The following is a 17108-nucleotide window of genomic DNA, read 5'->3' as shown; positions in this document are numbered from 1 at the left end:
ATTGTTAAAGTGCGTTACAGGTTACCAGACGCAGCCTAGAACGGAATTTCATCGTCGAGATCGAAGTTCTGCGGCGCACCGGACGGCGCGGCCTTCGGACCGGAAGAGGCTGGCGCGCCGCCGTAAGAGTCCTCATACTGATCGTAGCCGCCTCCGGAGGAGGACATGCCGCCGCCTTCGCCACGACCGCCCAAAAGGGTCAGGTTACCGTTGAAGCGTTGCAGCACGACTTCGGTCGAGTACTTCTCAACGCCCTGCTGATCGGTCCATTTACGGGTCTGCAGGCTGCCTTCGAGATAGACCGAGGAGCCCTTGCGCAGATATTGTTCGGCGATCTTGGCGAGGTTGTCGTTGAAGATCACGACGCGGTGCCATTCTGTCTTTTCCTTGCGCTCGCCGCTCATCTTGTCGCGCCAGGTTTCCGAGGTGGCAATTGTCAGGTTGGCGACGCGGTCACCGGAATTGAGCGTGCGGATTTCGGGATCCTTGCCGAGGTTGCCGACGAGAATGACCTTGTTGACACTGCCTGCCATCGTACTTTTCCTTATATTGCCTGAGCGCTTTCCGCGCCCCTTTGTTCCATTCCACGCGGGCAGAATCGCCCTGCGCTACAACGAGTCGAATGGTTAACTTTAGAACCTTATGCCGTGCAATGGAAGGGCCATGCACGCCCCTGCCCGGCTCTAAGCCGATCTATTCCACAGATAGTTACTTTTTCTGGTCGGAAGGCATCTGTGGCAGGTCTTTGGGGATATCCACTGTCACTGGCTGGCCCGTCGGCGCCTCTTCCTGAACCACCGAACCCGGCGCCACCAGACGTCCATCAGGCGCCTTGACCAGCAAGGGGAAAACCGGCCCTTCATAGTGTTGCGAATAGCGCACTTCACGCCCGGTGGCGAACAGGAACACGCCATTATAAGCGCCGATCGTCTGCTCACCGGCGGTGCGGGTCGCCATCATGTCCATACGGGCATTATAGAGGCGCACCGCGCAGTGCTCCAGGTCCGGTTCGTTTTTTGACAGTTCATTGAACTTCAGGCTGCCATCGCGCGGATGACCGATGAAATAGCAGGCATTATTGGCCTCTGGCGCCTGGACGCGCTTCTGGCAGCCCGTCAGCGACAGGGCCATGACCGCGCCACCCAGGATGATGTATTTAATGGTCATAGCGTTCCTCCAGCTGTTTCGAGATGGCGGGATTTAATCATGTTCGCAAGCCAAATCCCAAAAGAAATTTAGCGCAGCCCATCAACGTACCATCGGCACCGAACAGCCCTGCCCCTGGTCGACCAGTGGACGGAAGGTGGCATTGTCATCCGACTGCTCGACCCGGCGCGGCACCAGACGGAGAGTCTTGCTACCCCAGCGGCCATAGGCGGCCTGGCCGGGCGAGACGCAGCGCGTATCGAACAGCAGAATGGCGCATTGGCCAAGCGTCACATTATCCGACAGCTTGTTCCAGGAATTGCTTGAATAACGCAGACAGGCCGCCACGGGACCGGAGACGGCCGCCGTCGGCGGAACGATTTCAGCGCCCTGAGCCGGATCCGCCGGCTGGGCAACATCGCCGCTGGCCGGCGCACCCGGCACCGGCACCAGAGAGGCCGTCGGGGCCGCCACCTGATTACCGTTATCGTCTATGCCGACATCGAGCTGTTGGGCGGCCACACCATTTTTCTTGGCGCATTCCGCCAGGGTGACATCGCCGACATAGGCCCCATTGACATAGCAGCGCAGGGGTTTCTTGACATCAAGGGAGGGCGTCGGATCGGCTACGGTGAAGGTCAGGCCCGTCGGCTGATCGTTCATCTTTTCGTCGTTCTTGTGGCCACGCGAAACGGTCATGGCCAGCAAGATACCGACGCCGACGGCCACCGCCGCCCCGACACCAATGGCGATCCAGCGCTTTTGATCCCTGACCATAAACTCCCCTCGTCGGCGCGATGGCGCCCAATTCAGCTTAACCATAAAACTCATGGCGCAGAAAGATGTCAACCGCGTGGCGGCTGGTGGATCGATCCACAATCATCGGAGTAAAGGCCCTCTTCTTCCGGACCTGTCAAGCCACGGTTTAAGAACCGCCCGTCAGGCGATTGAGCGCCGCCTGGTAATTCGATATCTGGTCGGTCAGATACTGCGGCACGGTGCCGCTCGACTTGCCCTTTTTCGAGCTGCTGCTGTCCTGCGGATCCCCCGAACGCAGATAGGTATAGACGCTTTGTACGTTCTTGATAGTTTCCTTTAGGGAGGCTATCGCCTTGGCGATGTTGGCCGTCGAATTGAGATTCAGCGACGTATCGAATTCCAGCCCCATGGCCTTCTGCGACTTCGTGTAGTTGCGCGATGACGCATCCATTGTCTTGCCAGCGTCGGCCGTAATCATGCCGCTTGTGAGCCCCAGACCCGACAGGGCATCCTTGCCAGCCGGCCCGCTGACCAGCTCCATCTGGCTGGAATCGCTGCCCGGCTTGATATCCAGACGATCGGTCTGTTTGCCCAGCATCTTGGTGACATCCACGTCCAGCTTGTAGCCCGAAGCGCGCGTAATCTTGGTCGCCAGGCTTTTCAGCGTCTCGTTGGCATCGATGGTAATGGTCTTGCGCGTTCCTGTTTTGGAATCGACCAGGTAGAACTGGTCGCCTGCCCGCACGCTGGTGCCGGAAACGATCAGGTTGGAATCGGTCGTCTGCACCTTGCCCAGAGGCAGCCCCAGGCGGTCGAGTACACTGCCGGAATTGGCGGACACGGCAATGGCATTGGGCGTCACCGTGCCGTTGGTGCCGGTATAGCGTGTCTGATACTCGACCGTGCCGGTATCGATATCCAGCTTCGCCAGATAGGCATCCTTGCTGTTAACCTTTGTCGTGCCAGCTATTTCGCCGGTCGTCTGGCCGGAAATCCATGCCTTGCCATTGGCGAACTGGACCTTGGCGTCCTTCTCCACGCCCGTTCCACCATAAAAGGCGATCTTGTCCTCGGATGTGTCCGACAGGTCCTTGTCTACCGACAGGGCAAAGGCGTCGTAACCGCCATTATACTGTGCCGTGGTGGTGCCCGTGGCGCCCAGCAACTTGCCGGAACCGGAGGAGCCACCAAGATAAACCTTGCCATTATAGATGGAAATGCCACTGATACTGCCGCTGCCGATCCCGCCCAGGTCACGCGACGCCGTCTCAGTCGCCGAATACTTGGTTGTGCTGACGCCGCTGGCATTAGTCGTGGTCGTGCTGCCGAGATCAAAGGTTCTGAGCACGGCATCGCCGTTTTCGACACCCGCCACATAGAGGGTGTTGCCGTCAGTCATGATCTGCGACACCGTATCGCTCTGGGCAGTGCCGGTCTGGACGGTGAATTTGTAGTCGCCGGTGGAGGTAAAGCCCATGACGTAACCGTCAATACCACCCTTGGCACTACTGGCCCCCTGCATCACTCCTTGCGTCTTGCCGCCGACATAGACCGAGCCATCATCGCCGAAGGTCACCGACGTGGCCTGATCGGCACCGCTTGAGCCACGCCGCTGGGTCCACTCTTCGACGCCATTGGCGTCGAAGACCGTGACAAAGCTGTCCGAAGTGGTGTCATCAACCCCATTCAGGCTGGTCGTCGTCGTCGACGTGCTCGACGTCTTGCTGGTGCCGGAGCCATAGGTGGTGGTTGTGGTGCTGGCGACATCGAGCGCGCCGGTCACGGAGCCGGCAATGGCAACGCGGCCATCCGCCGAAACCGACATGGCCAGGCCCGACGCCGTATCGGCGGCACCGAGTGTGCGCGTGTAGACGACATTGCCGGCGGAATCGTACTTGATCAGGGCCACATCCTGCGTACCCTTGATCGTCTGGTCGTCCGTCGTGTTATTCACATTGGCCAGCACGTAGAGCGAGCCGTCCGGGCCCGCCGCCGTCTGCAGGGCATTGGCGATGGTATCGTCCGAAGAGCCGTTATCCTGAATATTGGCGACGGAATCAGGCAGGGTCGTCTGGCCGGATTCGCCTTGCGTCCAGTACTGCGCACCTGGCTTCGATATAGCAGTGCCGGTGCTGGTCGCATCCGTCTGAAACTTCAGGATTTGTGAGCTGACGCTGGTGGTTTCAGTCTTGGTGCCGTCATCGTTTTTCTTGGTGGTGGTTACCGTCGGATCACCGGTGGTCTGGACGACGTAGACTGAATCCTGCGTGGTCGCGGCACTGAACGTCACGGCTTCGGTCGTCGTGCCCTTGATCTGCAGACCGAATGTATCCTGCCCCTCGGAAAGGGTCACCGTTTTGCCGTTGATCGTCGCCGTGGTCGGCGTTGCCGCCGTGCGGTTAACCACAAATTTCGTCTGGAGCCCCTGCTCTTTCAGCTTGCTGTTGATGAAGCTGACCACGTTCGACATGCTGCGCGTCTGGGTGCCCATTTCGGACAGGTCGATATTGACCGTGAACGGCGTCTGGGTACCGGTCTTTTTGATGCTCATGGAGAACTGGACATCGCCCTCGAAGGCTTTGACCGCCGTGCTCGCCGAGCCGGACTGGATGGACGGTCCGGTATAGGTCGTATCGGTCCGCGCCGTGCCGGTCGTGCCCTGAAGCTCACTGGTCAGCGTGCCCTCCGTCAGGGCGACGTGGTCATAGTCGGTATCCGAAATATAATCGCCGACCTCTTTCATACCTGCGGCAAAACGCCTCTGGATCGTGGCCAGGGTTTGGGCCGAGGTACTGCTGTCCTGCGCCTTGCTGGCGAGACCTTCCAGAGCGTTAAGGCCTTGATAAAGCGTGAAAAGCTTGGTGTAGTCCGGTGAAGAACCGTTCACGTTCGACGTCACGGCGTTGGAATTGATGAACTTCGAACCGCTCAGAACTTTTTTGACCAGATCGCTTTCGGACGCCATGCTGGTGCCACCGGTCCAGGGGGCGGTCGGCGCACTTGACTGACCGGTGGGCGAATTGGTCTTGGTACTGCTGGAGCTGTAAGACGAACTGCCAGACGACGAGCTGCCTTGCGAAACGCCGAGTCTCGCACTGTAGTAGCTTGTCAGCAATGAGGCATCGATACCGCTCACGACAATTCCGACAGAAAGTTACACACTTGAAAAAATAGTATGCCGAAACAATACTTAAGAGTCGTAAACAGGTATCGTTAACTCCGCAGGCAGGCCTTGAAAAACAAGGCAATTCCGCTCCGCATCCAGGCATAAAAAAAGCGGGCCGAAGCCCGCCTTTTCCGTTACATTCCTACCTATTTGAACAGCTGCAGGATTTGCTGCGGCGACTGGTTCGCAATCGACAGCGCCTGGGTGCCGAGCTGCTGCTGAACCTGCAAGGCCTGAAGGCGCGAACTTTCCTTGGCCATATCGGCATCGACCAGGTTGCCGATCCCGGTGTTAATGGAGTCCTGAAGCTTCGATACAAAGCTCAAATGGCCCTCGATCTGCTTGGCTTGCGAACCCAGAGCACCGAGATTGGCATTGAGGTTATCGATGGAGGTATCCAGCTGGCTCAATATAGCCGACGCGCCCGATGCCGTGCTGATATCGCTGTTGGCGGAAATCGTGATGATCTGCCCGCCCAGGGAAATGGTGCGAACGCTCAGCGTAATCGTTGAATTAGCATCGGCGTTGGCGATGAACTCGATCGAACTGGACAGCGAACCGTCGAGAATATTGGAGCCGTTGAAGGTCGCGTTTTCGACAACGTGAGTGATCTGGCCGAGAATCGCCTTGTAGTCACTGTTCAGCGCATTGCGTGAGGTGGTGTCGATGGACGTATCCATGGCGCCGACCACTTTTTCGCGCAGTTCATTAAGCAAATCGGATACGGATTCGCCGGCGGCAGTGGAAACATCGGCAATCGATGAAGCGCGGTTCAGGCTGTCCGTAACGGCATCAAGCCCACCAAGATCCGCCCTCTGCCCCTGGGCAATGGCGTAGACCGAGGCATTATCCTTGGCCGAGGAAACCTCAAGGCCCGTACTGATCTTCTGTTGTGCATCCTCCAGATTTTTGTTGGTTGCATTCAAATTCTGTAAGGCAATCATTGCGGAGGAGTTCGTATGAACGCTCACTGTCATGGCCCAAATACCTTCTATAAAAACGCCGACTCAGTGAAGTCTTAACTTTTATGGTAAGCAAAAGGTTAACGAGCGCAAACGACTTTTACCGCGCATTAGGAAATGCACGGTGGATAAACACAATCTTGCGGTTTTGAAATACCGCTTAAACGTCCGTCTTGATGACTGAGCCGGCCTGGTAATTGCCGGACTGACGCAATTTCAACAGCTCCCGGCTCGGCATGATCCGAACCACTTCCCCTGTCACCCGGTCGATGGACTTGTAAATAAAGTCCCCCGTCTCAGGGTCCTGGTCGACCGAAAGGCGAACCAGATAGGCCGGGGTTTCCTGATTGCCGCTTTGCTTCGACAGATCAGATCCGGTTTCATTCTTGCTTTGCTCAGAACCACTGCTGGACTGAACTTCAGCAGGCACATCAGACGCAGGCTTGATCTGGGACACATCGGTTACCTGCGGAAAATTCAAGACATTATTGATCATCTCCGTATCACGCCCGCGCTTCTATACGACAGACGCCCTCCGATTATGGATTGAAACGAAAAAGGGAGGCGAGCCAGGCCCGCCTCCCAGATTCCGAGAGGCTTCGGGCCTATTAGCGGAAGAGGCTGAGGACCGTGCTGGTCGCGCCATTGGCAATCGACAGAGCCTGAATACCAAGCGACTGCTTGGTCTGCAGGGATTGCAGGTTAGCGCTTTCCTTGGCCAGGTCAGCATCGACCAGGTTACCGATACCGGCAGTGATCGAGTCTTGCAGCTTGCCAACGAAATCGCTGTGATTGCTCAGCGACTTGGAGGCAGTACCCAGCTTGGACAGACCAGCCGACACGGCCGTGATCGAATCGTCGAGCGTGCTCAGAAGAGCACTCGCCGAAGAGGCGGTGCCGAAGCTGGCGTCGCTGGCGAGCGAAACGATGCTGCCGCCCAACGACAGATTCTGAGCCTCAACGGTCAGAACGTTGCTACCCGAAGAGTTGGCCAGAGCAGTGATGCTGCTTTGGCTGCCGTCCAGCAGGTTGATGCCGTTGAAGGAAGCATTCTTGATCGTGGTGGTGATCTGGTCACGCAGCGACTCGAAGTCCGTTTGCAGGGCCGAGCGGCTGGTGGTGTCCAGCGAGGTATCGGAAGCGGCCAGGGCCTTTTCCTTCATCTGAGTGAGCAGATCAGAGATCGACTCCCCAGCGGACGAAGCCACATCAACGGTCGAAGTTGCACGGCTCAGCGAGTCCTTGACGGCGTCGAGAGACGACACGCTGGAGCGCTGGTTTTGAGCAATCGACCAGGTCGCGCCGTCGTCTTTAGCCGAGGCGACCTTCAGACCCGTGCTGATGCGGTTCTGAGTGGTTTCAATTTGGGTGTTGGTGGAGTTCAGGCTTTGCAGGGCGATCATCGCACCCGCGTTGGTATTGACGCTATTCATCGACATTGGTCTAGTCTTTCTTCTAGATATGAACCGGTGACGTTTTGTCTACCGGCGGCATTTTGCCTGCCCCAATGACTGCAAGATGAGGGCCAGTTGCACGCGCCCGGCTAAAAAACCATAATAGTTTGAAATAGTTCGCTTTAATTATGAATTAAGGATATTTTTGCCCGGCAAATTCTGCCTGCGGGCGGCACTTTTTGCCGACACCGGCAGATTTTGCCCGCAAAAAACCGCCACCCTCCGAAGATGGGCGTGAAAAATAGGCCGGGACGGGAGTTACCCATCCCGGCTTAGGGGTTACTGGAACAGGCTGAGCACCGTTTGCGGAGACTTGTTGGCAATGGAGAGCGCCTGTACGCCCAGCTGCTGCTTGGTCTGCAGCGACTGGAGTTTTGCACTTTCCTTTGCCAGGTCGGCGTCCACCAGGTTGCCAATGCCGGCCGTAACCGAGTCTTGTAATTTACCAACAAAGCTCAGATGCGCATCCAAAGCCTTGGAAGACGTCCCCAGCTTCGAGAGCGCTGCCGACACATTGTTGATTGATTCATCAATGGTGGTGAGCAGAGCGCTCGCTGACGAGGAGGTCGCAAACCCAGACGTCGAGTCCAGCGTCACGATTGACCCGCCGAGGCTCAGCTTCTGAGCCGCAACCGTCAAACGCGAGTCGCCATCCGCATTGGCCAAGGCCTCCAGGCCGGACATGGAACCATCGAGCAGGTTGATGCCATTGAACGAAGCATTTTCGATGGTCTTGGTGATCTGGTCACGCAAGGATTCGAAATCCGTGTTCAGGGCTTCCCGACTGGTCGTATCCAACGAGGTATCGGAAGCGGCGAGCGCCTTCTCCTTCATCTGTGTAAGCATATCCGAAATACTTTCGCCCGCCGACAGGGCTACATCCACAGTGGACGTTGCCCGGTTCAGTGAGTCCTTCACCGCATCCATGGACGAAACGCTCGACCGCTGGTTCTGAGCAATAGACCAGGTCGCACCGTCATCCTTGGCTGAGGCCACCTTCAAACCGGTGCTGATGCGGTTCTGGGTGGTTGTAATATCCGAATTCGTCTTGTTCAGGTTTTGCAGCGCAACCATTGCGCCAGTGTTGGTGTTTACCGAATTGTTCAACATCGGGAGGTCCTTTCCATTCTGGTCGGGGAAAATTAAACGGCTTTTGCCGCTCAGCTGTTTTAGCTGTTGCAGCACAGAGCAAGCCGAAGGCCATGAGGAAAGAACGTGGTTTTTATATTAAATAACTGAATAGACAGGATTTTATAAGGTTGCAAAAGAACGAATCGCACACGCCCCCCTCACCTCCCCGGCAAAAGCTTCCGCCCCTTCCGACAGGGCGGCAATTTTAACCGGCCGTTAGCCATGTTTTCCACGGCCACAGAGCGCATGAAAAAACCCGCTGCACGCGCAACGGGTTTAAAATAAAGACTTTCCGTATTTTCAGCCACACATCAGCCGTAGGACTGACGAACCGTATCCCCCGTTTCAGGCGGCGACTGCGTCTGCGGCAAAAGTCCCTGCATGATGATCCGGTTCACCTCGATCAGCGGCCGGATCTCCTCCTTGTTGCGCATCACCAGCGAGGTGTGCTTGTTCACCCAGATCGACAAGGAAACGATATTAGCGCGCAGCTGATCGGGCAGTCCATTGGTCGACCGTGCGCAGTCGTTCCCGAAAAGGGACCACATGCGACGGTTCCAGTCCAGGGCATCCATACGCTCACGAATGCAGCTCCTGTCGAGCAGCTCCGCATCCATGAGGGCACGCGTTACCTGCCCGAACAGGCGGTATTCCGTCTGACGCGGGTTCTCGGCACGCTGGGCCGTGGCCTGGTACGCCTTAAGCGACATGTCCTATTCTCTCGTCTTCATACTCTATAAGCCGGCGACAGCTCATCAACGCCTTGTAATATTCCCGCGCCATCAGGCTCTTGGAAATGCCTACGCATTCCGCAAGGACCGCCGGGTTTGAAATCACACCCATGAACTCCGTCATGCGGCGCAGGAACTCATCGTAATATTTGTCCGCGCCAGCTTCATCGAGATACATCATCATCACCGGGAAATAGACATGGCGCGCCGGAGAATTGACTTCCTCCTCCTGCATGATGTCTTTTTCGCGCAGCACCGAAGCCTTGTTTTGCAGGACCAGCGAACACCGACGATCGCCATTCTGCACGACCGCGCCGTTCAGCACGAATTTTTCGCCTGGCTTCAGGGACAGTTTTAAGGGCATTATTTCTTCCTTCGGATCTGCCGGTACGCACAGACCCGGTTGGTACAGGTCTATAGCGCATGCGGAGTTAACAGCAGGTTTCAGTGATCAACTTATGCCGTGAATTTGATCGGCTTCAAGGGCTTGCGGCCTTAATTCCTTAAGGCGTTTTTAAGCGAATCTCTTTTTTACAGGATGACACGTCAGTGCCTTTGGAGCCAGTCATGTCGCTCAATGTAAAACCGCAAAAGAAATCAAATAGTAAGACCCCCACGGGCCTTTTGCTGTTCGGCTCAGCCGCGCCTGACGCCAAACCCGAGACGGCGCCGGTTTCGCTGGCCATCCACATGCCCGAAGCACCGACACCGGTATTCCAGCCTGTCGAGATACTGAATCCGGCCGCTCAGATCCTCGGCGATTCGGGCTCCTCAGAAGCCCTGAACCTGCTGAACAGCACGATGGAGCGCATCAAGCGGGAGGACACACTCAAACTCCTCAAGGAAGCGCTGGCGCTTTTCAAGAAGGGCGAATGGCAGGCCGGCGGAGACAGTGCGCTGAAAGCCTTGCATGTCGATGAAAAGTGCGGCGAGGCTTGGCACATGCTCGCCATAGCGCGCGACAAGTGCAACGACTTCAACTCCGCCATCACCTGTTATGAAACCGCGCTGAAACTTATGCCGGACAATCCGGGCATCGCCAACGACCTTGGCCGTCTGGCCTACAAGATGGGCATGAATGATCTGGCGGAGAAGTTCTTCACCTTCTTCCTGGAAAAATGCCCGGGCCATGTCGAGGCTATCAACAACCTGGCCAGCGCCATGCGCGAAACGAACAGGCTCGACGAGGCCGTCGAACTGCTGCGCAACGCCATCACCGAAAACCCGACCGATGTGCAATTGTGGAATGCCCTGGGCACTGTGGTCAATGCACAGGGCGACATACACAATGCCGTAATCTTCTACGAAGAAGCCCTGCGCCACGGGCCCAAACATGTCCACGCACGCTATAATCTCGGCAATGCCAAGGCCGTTCTAGGGCGCGCGGAAGAAGGCCTGGCCGACCTGCTCGAAGCCCTGCCCCTTTTCACAGACCCGTTGAATATCCACACCTGCCGACTTAGTATCGCCTTCTGCTACCTGCATCTCGGCCAGTACGAGGAAGGCTGGAAATGGTATGAGGCACGCGACAAAAACAATACCTCCGAGAAGGTGCATTACCTGATCAATCGTCCGCACTGGACGCCGGACATGCCGCTGGAAGGCAAGCGTATCTTCGTATCGGCCGAACAGGGCCTGGGCGATGAGATCCTGTTTTCCAATCTTCTACCCGATCTGCAGGCTGAACTGGGACCGGAGGGCCATCTCGCCATTGGGGTCGAGCCGCGACTGGTGCCCCTGTTCCAGAAGGCTTTCCCGACGGCAAAGGTCACCCGGCATCACACCACCAAGCACAAGAACCTGCCGGTTCGCCTGTTCCCCGAAATTACCGATTGGGGGGGCTACGATTACTGGGCGATCATGGGTGACTTCCTGTCGCGCTATCGCAAGACCATCGATGATTTTCCGACCTCCGAAAACGGCAAGCCGTACAGCTGGTTCAGGCCCGATCCGGAGCGCGTTGCCTACTGGAAATCCGTTCTCGATAACCTGAATGGCAAGCCCAAGGTTGGGATTTTGTGGAAATCCCTGATCAAGCACTCTCGCCGCGACCGCTACTATTCCCCCTTCGCACAATGGGAAGACATTCTGCGCATGGAAGACATTCAGATCGTCAATCTGCAATATGGCGATACCTCGGAGGAATTGGCTCTCGCCGAGCAGGCCGGATTGAATATCTGGACACCGGATATCAATCTGAAAGACGACCTCGACGAACTGTCTGCCCTGTGTGTCGCCCTCGATTGCACCCTTTCGCCGGCCAACGCTACCAGCAATATTGCCGGGGCTGCGGGCGCCACAGTATGGATGATAACGCCTGAAAATTCATGGACCTCCCTGGGCACCGACTATCTGCCCTGGTATCCGTCCACACGCGTCTTCTTCTCTGAATCCCTGCTCGACTGGTCACCGGTCATGGGCCGGATCAAGGACGCCCTGATTGAAACCTTCGTCGATGCAAATTAAGCAACTGGTCAGTCAGGCAGCGGAAGCCGAAGCCAATCTCGACTTTCCTAAGGCATTCGATCTCTACGAAGAGGCGCTAAAACTGGCGCCGGACTCGCTTGAGATCGCGACGCGCCTGGCTGCCCTAGCTTTCCGACTCAACATGTGGCCGATGGCCGAAAAACTGTACAGCCACCTGATCACCCACGGCATCCACAACATGTCGGTAATCACCAGCTTTGCCGCCTCCTTACGTGAACAGTCAAGGTACGAAGAAGCAATCGACGTGCTGAAGACAGTCATCAACCAGCGGCCGGATGAGTCCTCTCTGTGGGAGGGCCTTGGCACCGTTATGATGGCGCAGGGCGATGGTGGCAACGCTCTGACATTCTTCAATGAAGCCCTGCGGCTGACACCATCCAATTTGCACGCCCGTTTCAACCGCGGCTGCGCCCTGCTGGACCAGGGTGAAGTCAACGCCAGCCTCGAAGACCTGGGCGCCTGTGCGAACGCCTTCGACGATCCGGACAACCGGGCCTCGGCGCAGATAGCCTATGCGCAGGGCCTGCTCATCGCCGGCAGGCTCGATGAGGGCTGGCGCGCCTACGAAGGCCGTGAGCGCTTCGGCACCGCCAAACAGGTGCATTATGCTCTGTGGTCACAGCGTTGGCGCGAAGGACAGCCACTTGCGAATCGCAACCTGCTTGTCAGCGCCGAACAAGGCCTTGGCGATGAAGTACTTTTTGCTTCCATCCTGCCGGATATGATCCGCGATATCGGACCGGAAGGAATACTTTATCTGGCGGTTGAGCCTCGCTTGGTGCCGCTGTTCCAGCGCAGCTTTCCGCAGGCCCAGGTCGTTGGCCACCGCACGCAAATAATCGATGGCCTTTTGCAACGGAGTTTTCCTGCGCTGGAAAATGCCGTTACGGATGGCTGGGCCCTTCTGGGCGATTTCCTGCCCGTTTACCGCAAGACGGTCGAGGATTTTCCGGCTGAGAATCGCTTCCTGACACCTGATCCCGAGCGCGTCGCGCACTGGCGGCGGGAACTGGCAGCCATAAGTGAGAAGCCCAAGGTCGGGCTGCTGTGGAAAAGCCTGAAGCAAAGCGCCCAGCGGGACCGTTACTTCCCAGCGTTTGAGGATATGTTCGGGCTACTGACCCTTGAGAATGTCACCTTCATCAACCTGCAATATGGCAACAGCAGCGCCGAAGCGATCCTAGCAGAGCAGAACGGCCTGACCATGCGCACCTTGCCGGGTATCGATCTCAAGGACGATCTCGACGACCTGGCCGCTCTGTGCACGGCGCTGGATTTGGTGGTTTCGCCCTCAAACGCGACCAGTAATATCTCCGCGGCCTGTGGCGTGCCGACCTGGTTCCTGTCTCAGGCCAATGGCTGGCTGCAACTTGGCACCGACCATTACCCCTGGTATCCCTCCGTCCAGATGTTCGCCCCGCCGGCCCTGGGAAACTGGAAACCTGCGATTGACGACATCGCCGCCGCCCTCAAGGAACGCTTCGCTCTGTAAGGCTAGCTTTGGAACCCCTGTCATGCCCTATGATCTTCCTGCTCCGCCCGTTGCCCTTGGTGAACTCGATCTGAACGCCACGCCAATTAGAGCGTGGCTGAAAGAAATTGCGGCGCGCAGGGCTGATCGCCATGTACTCACCCACCCTCTCATCCTACTGGGCGCTGGTTCGATGTTGGCCCAGGATTTCGTGGCCTACGCGATCTCCCAGGGACAGGTCATGGCCCTGGTCGATAATGTCCGCGCCGGCCAGAGCCTGAATGGCATTCCCTATATCGCCGATACGGCCTTGCCGACCCTGCTGTTAAAGGCGCCCGATGCCATCGGTATCCTCTGCTGCGGCTCGGAAAATGCCATCGCCTATTTTACCGGCGTCTGGGGACAACGTCCGCAAGCCCTGCTCAGCTATTTCGACGTCCTCGGCCAGTTGCCAGCGGAAGCGGCCGGGCATCGGCTGAGCTTCCTGCCCTCTTTTTCCGATCCAGACCTGATCGTGTCCTTGCATGAAAAGGCAAAGAGCGCTTTTACCGATCCTGTAAGCCGCCGCACGCTCGACGCTATCATGCTCTATCGGCTAACCTGGGACAGTCGCCATATCGCCGCTATCGCCAAGCCGGAAAAGGCCATCTATTTCGAGCCAGATGTCATGCCGCTGACCGATCACGAAGTTCTGGTCGACGGCGGGGCCTATGATGGCGACACGGTCCGCGATTTCATCGCCAAGACCGGCGAATGTTACAGCCATATCCACTCTTTTGAAATCGATCCGGTCAATGCCGACGCCCTTGCTTTCAAAACGCAAGACATACCGAACCTTTCGATCCATCGTGTCGGCCTGTGGAATGAGCCGGCCGAAATGGGCATCGAGCACCGGCCGGATAATGGCAGCCGCGTCAGCGAAGCCGCCGAGATCAAGGTGCCACTGAATGCCCTCGACAACCTGGAACTGGGGCCCGTCAGTCTGATCAAGCTGGACGTTGAAGGTGCGGAAGTTCAGGCCCTGCAAGGCGCCCGCAAACTGATTGCGGATTACAAGCCAAAACTGGCCATCAGTGCTTACCACAAGGCCGACGACTTCCAGACGATCCTCGACACGCTGAAAGACCTGCGTGACGACTATCGCCTGACCCTGCGCCACTACTCGCCAATCATTTTCGACAGCGTCATTTACGCGCTGTGATGCGCCACCTAGTGCGCCATGTAGAGATTGAGCTGGGTGTGCTGCAATAACGCGCGTGTGGTGCCGCCAAAAGCAAATTCGCGCAGGCGTGACCGGCCATAGGCGCCGGCCACCATGTAATCGGCCTTGTACCGCTCGGCGGCGGCCGTCAGGCCTTGCACGATGTCGCCCTTTGGCAGCTGATCGATCTCGGCCTTAAGGCCATGCGCGCCGTAATAGGCCGCCAGGCGTTCCAGTTCCGGCGGCTGGTCACCGATCGGACCACCGACAATGACCACTTTCGCGGCCTTCTTCAGCAAAGGCGCCGCGCGTCGCGCCGCGCGCGATGACGGCTCCTTGCCATCCCAGGCCACAATGGCCGTACCGCCGACATCGAACGCCTTACGCGCGATAAAAACGCCAGTGCGCTCCTCCATCAGCACCTGCTGGAAGGCTTCCGACAGCATGCCCTGCCCTTTGGCGCTGACATCCGAAAAGACCATCAGGTCGGACAGCCGCGTTTCCATGGCCAGATCCTGCCAGACCGGTGAATTGAGGGCCGTAAAGCTCTTGCCCGGACAATCTATGACGTCGAACTGTGCCCGCGCCGCCCGCTCCGAGTCTTCCGCCGCAACTTTCAGGCTGTCCATGGTCGCCATCTGGACCGTCCCCATAAACCCCTCGCCAAGCCAGGGCGCCAGTTCGGCCGGATCGGGCGGCGTGAACAACACGTTCAGCTGGGCCTGAAAGGCCTTTGCCAGATAAGCTGCCAGTTCAAGTGACAGGGTTTCACTACTTGTGCCGCTGACCGGCACGCTGATCCGTGACCAGGCCTGTCCGCCGGTGCTGGATGATGATCCTGTCATGGCCGCCTCCATTCGCTCTGTCCAATACCTGTGAATACATTTCTATTTGACGGCCAGGTGCGCCGCCTGTGCTATAAGTATATACCCGCCGAGATAAAAACCCGATGTGACAAATTGGGCAATAGCCTCCGATATCCATTTTACGAGACTCCATGCCTCAGACTGCCGCGCCCTCCAGGACCAAAAAAGCAGCCCCCAAAACCGCGCACAAAGCTGTTCCGCGCGCCTGGCAACGCATGCTGTCCGGGCGGCGGCTGGACCTGCTGGACCCGGCCGCTATCGATATCGAGATAGACGACATTGCACTCGGCCTGTCGCGCGTGGCGCGCTGGAACGGCCAGACCACCGGCGACTATGGCTTCAGTGTTGCCCAGCACTGCCTGGTGGTCGATGACATCTGCCGGCATATCGAACCCTCACTCAGCCCGGCCCATCGCCTGATGGCCCTGCTGCACGATGCGCCGGAATACGTCATCGGCGATATGATCTCGCCCTTCAAAGCCGCGCTGGGGCTCGATTACAAGCGCTTCGAAGCCCATCTCGAACAGGCCATCTTCATCCGCTTCGGCCTGCCCGCCCTGATGCCGGCAACTGTTAAAACCCTGATCAAGCAGGCCGATCATGCCTGCGCCTATTTCGAGGCTACACAGCTGGCCGGCTTTAGCGACGCCGAGGCCCGGCAGTATTTCGGCACGCCTCCGGCCGGTTTTGAGCTGACAATCACCCCGTTGTCCGATCGCGAAGCGCGAGAGGCTTTTGTCGGGCGCTTCAATCAGCTGATGCAGCTCAAGGGCTAGGCCATGTCGCTGGCGATCGAACTCTCGGCCGTGGTCGTAACCGTCAGGGACAATGAGGCCGTTGTCCTGTGCCTCACCCTGCCGAAAGGCGAGACGGAGGCCTTTGCCCTGCCCTCCGGTCCATTCTTGCCGCAGAACCATCGCACCTTCGATCTGGCGCTGCGTGCCTTCGTGCGGGAGCAGACCGGTTTCGCCATCGGCTATGTCGAGCAGCTTTACAGCTTCGGCGATGACGGCCGCCAGGGCATTGCCGCCAGCGCACCGGCCGATAACCCGGAAGTCGATCGTGTCGTCTCGGTGGGTTACCTGGCCCTGACACCCGAGGCCGGGAGTCAGGCGCGTTTCGATGCCGCCTGGCAGCCCTTTCATCGCTTCTTCCCGTGGGAAGACTGGCGACTGGGCGAAAATCCGGCGCTGGATGCCCTGCGCCCTGCCCTGCTGCACTGGAGCGAGACCGCCGAGACCACCAGTGAGCGCGCCCTGCGTTTGCGGCGTGTAGCCACACTCTTTCCGGAAGACTTCGACAACTGGAACGAGGAGCGCGTGCTCGACCGCTACGAACTGTTATACAATGTGGGTCTGGCCGGTGAAGCCCACCGCCATGATGGCGCGGCCGGTGCGCCCTTCTCCGGCGACCCCATGACCTCCGACCATCGCCGCATTCTGGCGACCGGCCTGTCACGCCTGCGTGGCAAGCTGAAATACCGTCCGGTCATTTTCGAACTGATGCCGGAGCGTTTCACCCTGCTCGAACTGCAGAAATCACTGGAAGCTCTTTCCGGTCTGCGCCTGCACAAGCAGAATTTCCGGCGTGGCCTGGAACGCACTGGCTTCGTCAGGCCGCTGGGCGTGATGCGTGAAGACACCGGCGGGCGCCCTGCCGAGCTCTACACCTATGACCAGGAACAGTTCCGTTTCGCGCCATCGCTGGGTTTGAGCCTGCCCAGGGCGTGAAAAA

The 17108-nt window shown here is 58.0% G+C and carries 16 protein-coding genes; 5 read left to right on the top strand and 11 right to left on the bottom strand.

Annotated elements, in window-relative coordinates:
* Positions 1-35: 35 nt before the first annotated feature.
* The 10 genes from ssb to flbT form a co-directional block, all read right to left on the bottom strand.
* Entirely contained in the window at positions 36-533 is a 498-nt protein-coding gene (gene ssb / locus QM647_RS07895) for a single-stranded DNA-binding protein (RefSeq protein ID WP_414994961.1), read from the bottom strand.
* A 175-nt stretch (positions 534-708) separates the two neighbouring features.
* The gene (locus tag QM647_RS07890; RefSeq protein ID WP_414994960.1) at positions 709-1167 is read right to left on the bottom strand and encodes a hypothetical protein; all 459 of its coding nucleotides are present in this window, start codon (positions 1165-1167) and stop codon (positions 709-711) included.
* A gap of 81 nt (positions 1168-1248) precedes the next feature.
* Positions 1249-1923, bottom strand: a complete 675-nt coding sequence (locus QM647_RS07885; protein ID WP_414994959.1) for a hypothetical protein — start codon at positions 1921-1923, stop codon at positions 1249-1251.
* Positions 1924-2071: 148 nt separating this feature from the next.
* The gene (locus QM647_RS07880; protein WP_414994958.1) at positions 2072-5041 is read right to left on the bottom strand and encodes a transcriptional regulator; all 2970 of its coding nucleotides are present in this window, start codon (positions 5039-5041) and stop codon (positions 2072-2074) included.
* A gap of 176 nt (positions 5042-5217) precedes the next feature.
* Entirely contained in the window at positions 5218-6048 is an 831-nt protein-coding gene (locus QM647_RS07875; protein ID WP_414994957.1) for a flagellin, read from the bottom strand.
* A 145-nt stretch (positions 6049-6193) separates the two neighbouring features.
* Complete coding sequence (locus tag QM647_RS07870; RefSeq protein ID WP_414994956.1) at positions 6194-6529, bottom strand: flagellar biosynthesis protein FlaG; 336 nt, start codon at positions 6527-6529, stop codon at positions 6194-6196.
* A gap of 112 nt (positions 6530-6641) precedes the next feature.
* Positions 6642-7472, bottom strand: coding sequence for a flagellin (locus tag QM647_RS07865; protein ID WP_414994955.1), 831 nt, complete (start codon positions 7470-7472; stop codon positions 6642-6644).
* Between the two features lie 294 nt (positions 7473-7766).
* Positions 7767-8597 carry a flagellin gene (locus QM647_RS07860; RefSeq protein WP_414994954.1) on the bottom strand — a complete coding sequence of 277 codons (831 nt, stop codon included), beginning with the start codon at positions 8595-8597 and terminating at the stop codon, positions 7767-7769.
* Between the two features lie 332 nt (positions 8598-8929).
* Positions 8930-9328, bottom strand: a complete 399-nt coding sequence (gene flaF / locus QM647_RS07855; protein WP_414994953.1) for a flagellar biosynthesis regulator FlaF — start codon at positions 9326-9328, stop codon at positions 8930-8932.
* Complete coding sequence (flbT, locus tag QM647_RS07850) at positions 9318-9713, bottom strand: flagellar biosynthesis repressor FlbT (protein WP_414994952.1); 396 nt, start codon at positions 9711-9713, stop codon at positions 9318-9320. Before flbT ends, flaF begins: the two co-directional genes overlap by 11 nt.
* Before the next feature lie 203 nt (positions 9714-9916).
* Between flbT and QM647_RS07845 the strand changes: the two genes are divergently transcribed.
* The 3 genes from QM647_RS07845 to QM647_RS07835 are packed head-to-tail and all read left to right on the top strand — an operon-like array spanning position 9917 to position 14508.
* Positions 9917-11815, top strand: a complete 1899-nt coding sequence (locus QM647_RS07845; protein WP_414994951.1) for a tetratricopeptide repeat protein — start codon at positions 9917-9919, stop codon at positions 11813-11815.
* Complete coding sequence (locus QM647_RS07840) at positions 11805-13328, top strand: tetratricopeptide repeat protein (RefSeq protein ID WP_414994950.1); 1524 nt, start codon at positions 11805-11807, stop codon at positions 13326-13328. The genes QM647_RS07845 and QM647_RS07840 overlap by 11 nt, the downstream gene beginning before the upstream one ends.
* 22 nt (positions 13329-13350) lie before the next feature.
* A complete protein-coding gene (locus QM647_RS07835; protein ID WP_414994949.1) occupies positions 13351-14508 on the top strand; it encodes an FkbM family methyltransferase in 1158 nt (385 codons plus the stop codon).
* An 8-nt stretch (positions 14509-14516) separates the two neighbouring features.
* Here the strand turns inward: QM647_RS07835 and QM647_RS07830 are convergent, their stop codons facing one another.
* Positions 14517-15353: a universal stress protein gene (locus QM647_RS07830; RefSeq protein WP_414994948.1), complete on the bottom strand. Its 837-nt coding sequence runs from the start codon at positions 15351-15353 to the stop codon at positions 14517-14519.
* A 236-nt stretch (positions 15354-15589) separates the two neighbouring features.
* On the opposite strand from QM647_RS07830, the gene QM647_RS07825 reads away from it, so the two are divergent.
* Both QM647_RS07825 and QM647_RS07820 read left to right on the top strand, forming a co-directional pair.
* A complete protein-coding gene (locus tag QM647_RS07825; protein ID WP_414995220.1) occupies positions 15590-16150 on the top strand; it encodes an HD family hydrolase in 561 nt (186 codons plus the stop codon).
* Positions 16151-16153: 3 nt separating this feature from the next.
* Positions 16154-17104 (top strand): NUDIX hydrolase, encoded by a 951-nt coding sequence (locus QM647_RS07820; protein WP_414994947.1) that lies wholly within the window; start codon positions 16154-16156, stop codon positions 17102-17104.
* Positions 17105-17108: the final 4 nt, after the last annotated feature.

The sequence above is a fragment of the Asticcacaulis sp. genome (genome assembly GCF_047605585.1).
Lineage (GTDB): Bacteria > Pseudomonadota > Alphaproteobacteria > Caulobacterales > Caulobacteraceae > Asticcacaulis.
This window is presented reverse-complemented; position numbering and strand designations above follow the sequence as displayed.

Bases quoted from the DNA above. Each gene is read 5' to 3' on its own strand.
- QM647_RS07860 (WP_414994954.1), bottom strand. From the start codon at position 8,597: ATGTTGAACAATTCGGTAAACACCAACACTGGCGCAATGGTTGCGCTG.
- QM647_RS07885 (WP_414994959.1), bottom strand. From the start codon at position 1,923: ATGGTCAGGGATCAAAAGCGCTGGATCGCCATTGGTGTCGGGGCGGCG.
- QM647_RS07820 (WP_414994947.1), top strand. From the start codon at position 16,154: ATGTCGCTGGCGATCGAACTCTCGGCCGTGGTCGTAACCGTCAGGGAC.
- QM647_RS07875 (WP_414994957.1), bottom strand. From the start codon at position 6,048: ATGACAGTGAGCGTTCATACGAACTCCTCCGCAATGATTGCCTTACAG.
- QM647_RS07870 (WP_414994956.1), bottom strand. From the start codon at position 6,529: ATGATCAATAATGTCTTGAATTTTCCGCAGGTAACCGATGTGTCCCAG.
- QM647_RS07825 (WP_414995220.1), top strand. From the start codon at position 15,590: ATGCTGTCCGGGCGGCGGCTGGACCTGCTGGACCCGGCCGCTATCGAT.
- ssb (WP_414994961.1), bottom strand. From the start codon at position 533: ATGGCAGGCAGTGTCAACAAGGTCATTCTCGTCGGCAACCTCGGCAAG.
- QM647_RS07840 (WP_414994950.1), top strand. From the start codon at position 11,805: ATGCAAATTAAGCAACTGGTCAGTCAGGCAGCGGAAGCCGAAGCCAAT.
- QM647_RS07835 (WP_414994949.1), top strand. From the start codon at position 13,351: ATGCCCTATGATCTTCCTGCTCCGCCCGTTGCCCTTGGTGAACTCGAT.
- QM647_RS07830 (WP_414994948.1), bottom strand. From the start codon at position 15,353: ATGACAGGATCATCATCCAGCACCGGCGGACAGGCCTGGTCACGGATC.
- QM647_RS07865 (WP_414994955.1), bottom strand. From the start codon at position 7,472: ATGTCGATGAATAGCGTCAATACCAACGCGGGTGCGATGATCGCCCTG.
- flaF (WP_414994953.1), bottom strand. From the start codon at position 9,328: ATGTCGCTTAAGGCGTACCAGGCCACGGCCCAGCGTGCCGAGAACCCG.
- QM647_RS07890 (WP_414994960.1), bottom strand. From the start codon at position 1,167: ATGACCATTAAATACATCATCCTGGGTGGCGCGGTCATGGCCCTGTCG.
- flbT (WP_414994952.1), bottom strand. From the start codon at position 9,713: ATGCCCTTAAAACTGTCCCTGAAGCCAGGCGAAAAATTCGTGCTGAAC.
- QM647_RS07845 (WP_414994951.1), top strand. From the start codon at position 9,917: ATGTCGCTCAATGTAAAACCGCAAAAGAAATCAAATAGTAAGACCCCC.